Origin of the sequence: Listeria valentina (assembly GCF_011800755.1) — a bacterium.
Lineage (GTDB): Bacteria > Bacillota > Bacilli > Lactobacillales > Listeriaceae > Listeria > Listeria valentina.
Window position 1 is genome coordinate 1 of the sequence record NZ_JAATJW010000116.1, and the last position, 2,814, is coordinate 2,814.

General features: G+C 31.4%; 3 protein-coding genes. All 3 read left to right on the forward strand.

Annotated elements, in window-relative coordinates; genetic code table 11:
- Nucleotides 1–370 precede the first annotated feature (370 nt).
- The 3 genes from HCK02_RS13575 to HCK02_RS13585 all read left to right on the forward strand — a co-directional run bounded on the left by HCK02_RS13575 (nt 371) and on the right by HCK02_RS13585 (nt 2,588).
- Nucleotides 371–961 carry a hypothetical protein gene (locus HCK02_RS13575; RefSeq protein WP_167630633.1) on the forward strand — a complete coding sequence of 197 codons (591 nt, stop codon included), beginning with the start codon at nt 371–373 and terminating at the stop codon, nt 959–961.
- A 401-nt stretch (nt 962–1,362) separates the two neighbouring features.
- Nucleotides 1,363–1,593, forward strand: a complete 231-nt coding sequence (locus HCK02_RS13580; RefSeq protein WP_281348891.1) for a YxeA family protein — start codon at nt 1,363–1,365, stop codon at nt 1,591–1,593.
- 239 nt (nt 1,594–1,832) lie between these two features.
- Nucleotides 1,833–2,588, forward strand: coding sequence for a TraX family protein (locus HCK02_RS13585; RefSeq protein ID WP_167630634.1), 756 nt, complete (start codon nt 1,833–1,835; stop codon nt 2,586–2,588).
- The last annotated feature ends 226 nt before the right edge of the window (nt 2,589–2,814 follow it).

The window sequence follows — 2,814 nt, forward strand, 5'->3', positions numbered from 1 at the left end:
AAATTTAAGTTGTTAGATGAAACAACTGGAAAAATGTATGGTTTTGCCGAGCGAGCAACGATTTGAGTCCGAGTGAATAAAAAAGATAATTCAGGATGTTTTTTCTTGAATAAGCTTAAAATGAATCAAAAGAAAACGAATCGTATTTGATTTACCGAAAAAAGGGCAAATAGCGAACAATTAAAGCTAATCACACAAAACTAAGAGAAGCAGGCGGATACTTCTCTAGATCAGTAAATGCTATTTGATAAATACATTTAAATTTTGTTTTTCTTTGAAAGGAAGGGATAGGACAACAATGAGTTTCTTAGAATTTCAAGCATATATCGAAAATGATGATCTATTTCCATTCTACTTGAGGAAGCATGTCTTGGGAAAAAAGAAAACCATAGGGCAAGGACAAAAAATTTCTTATCCAACAGATAAATTTGTATTAATTGATACAGGGCTTGTTGCAGCTAGTTATGGAAAAAAGCAAATCATTTATCAACTAGCAGGAAAGGACCAATTTGTTTTTCAGAATCAGTTAGACAGTCATTTTGAAGCATTTGAATATACCGAATATAGAGAATTTCAGATTAAAGACGTAGTTGTGCAGTTAGAAAAAGAGAAACTACTTGACTATTTCTTATTGTTTTTACTCAAAAAAGAAGAAAAAATTATTCAAAAACTGGTAGAATTAGGAGCTATGCATGTCGATAAGCGTATTCATTATCAACTAAATGAGATTTTTCTCTTGGTTTATGGCTGTCAGATAGAAGATAAACAGAAGGGTGTTTATAATTTTCCACTTTGGTTGAAAATGTCTGTATTTGAAAGGTTAGTCCGAACAAGTCCGGCTAATTTTTCGAAAAAACTTCAGCCGCTTATACAAAAGTATATATTAAGTAGCCACCAAAATCCATGGCACATTAATGTGAAACTGTGGAATACCTTTTATAAAAAGTTTTGTCGATTCTAAATTCATTTTATCTGATGAATCAAGAATTTTTTGAGATGGTTAAAGAACTAGACTTTTTACGAAAAAAAGGAGAAAAGAAAGAGAAGGATTATTGCATTAAAATATCTATTTAGCCAATCAAAAATTCATAAACTTAACTAATCATAAAAAAAGAAAGGAGTATGCGACTATTGTTGTAGAAAAATTCTTGCCTCCGATGGATTTAAAAGACTAATCTTTTCTATATAATAATGGGATGGAAAACTAGAGATAGAGGGGGGAAATGAAAAACTACTAGTATGGATTTTAAATTTTGGTATAGTTGCGTGTATAGTTTTAGTGGAAGCTAAGTTAATTACCATTAATCAAGTAGGAGGACTTGCAGAGATTATGGATCAATATAATCCGCTTGTAAAAAAGAAGTGGTATTTGTGAGAATTAATGAACTAGTGAATGTGAATGCATATGGAGGGGTCATATATAGACAGAAAGCGATCAATGAAGAGGGAAAGGCGAAGGTGATTGAATTTAGAAATACGCACGTATTAAAGAAAGACCACTTTTTAAAATTAAAGGTGAAGGGCTCTTATGTAAAAGACTATAAAGAAATAATGCTTAGACAAACCCCTGCAAAGGTGATAAAACTTTTGTAACTAGGAGGAGAGCGGATATTAGTCAGCTCTAAGTAGAAAAAATGAAGTCTATTATTTCAAAGAAAGAGTGTTAAGTATCTTTCTATGTCTATAAGCTTCGAGTCATTGATGAGATGAGGAAATCAATGTATGGGTTTATTCACGTAGTATGAGCGAAAGAAAATGAAGATTTTGACGTTTAAATTCATAGAGAATAGCGCCTATACAGGTCAACTATGCTGAAAGGAGATGATGAAAAGATGAATGCTAATCAACTAAAGCTTAGTATGATGTTTTTAATGATATTAGACCATATTGAACCTTTACTTACTTATTATGAATATGGAAGCTATTTAAGTGTTGCCTTTGGATTGTTAACTCGTTGCGTGGCACCTATATTTGCTTTTATGGCTGTAGAGGGTTTTTACTATACAAGAAGCAGAGCCAAGTATTTGTTTCGTCTATACGGCGCTGCGATAGTAATGTTTCTTGGAAATACACTACTTAATCATACAGTTGGAAGAATAGGAGGTGTAGTTGTTGAAAATAATATATTCTTAACATTAGCTGTTGGTGTTACTATTTTAGGTTTCGTCGAAATAATTCAAAAGAAGAAAGGAAAACTAAAAAAAGTCTTTAGTGCTATAAGTGTGGTTTTGTTATGCAGTTTTGGGCTTTTTTTAACTGAAGGTGGAATTGTAGTTATTCCATTTATGTTAATTAGTTATTTCTACCGAGAAAAATGGAAAATAAGAGATATTGGTTATTTCATTTTAGCAGGGTTCCTTTTTTATTTTGAAATTTTTTCTGGATTACAAGTAATATCTTGGCAAAATATATGGAATATGATTTTTGCAGGCAATTATTCGTTTATGATTATCTTAGCAATCCCTTTTATTCGTTTATATAATGGTAAAAAAGGAAGTACTAAGAAATTTTATAAATATCTTTTTTACGTTTTTTACCCCGTACATCTATGGTTAATTACTATTGTGGCCAACCTGATAGGAAAATAGATGATGGATGTAGCTAAAGGGAGATCTATAAAAAAGACGAACAACCACTGGATTACTCCAGATAATTCACCGTTTTAAAAAAGTCCATAAAGTGCCGTTAAAAAGATCTGGGTGTCTATATAGGATTAAATAATCTCCATATAAACCATCAGGTGATACACTCCCTATAAAGTAGACACTAGGAATAAAAAATCTAGTTCACTTTAGAAGGAGTGTATTTTGTTAT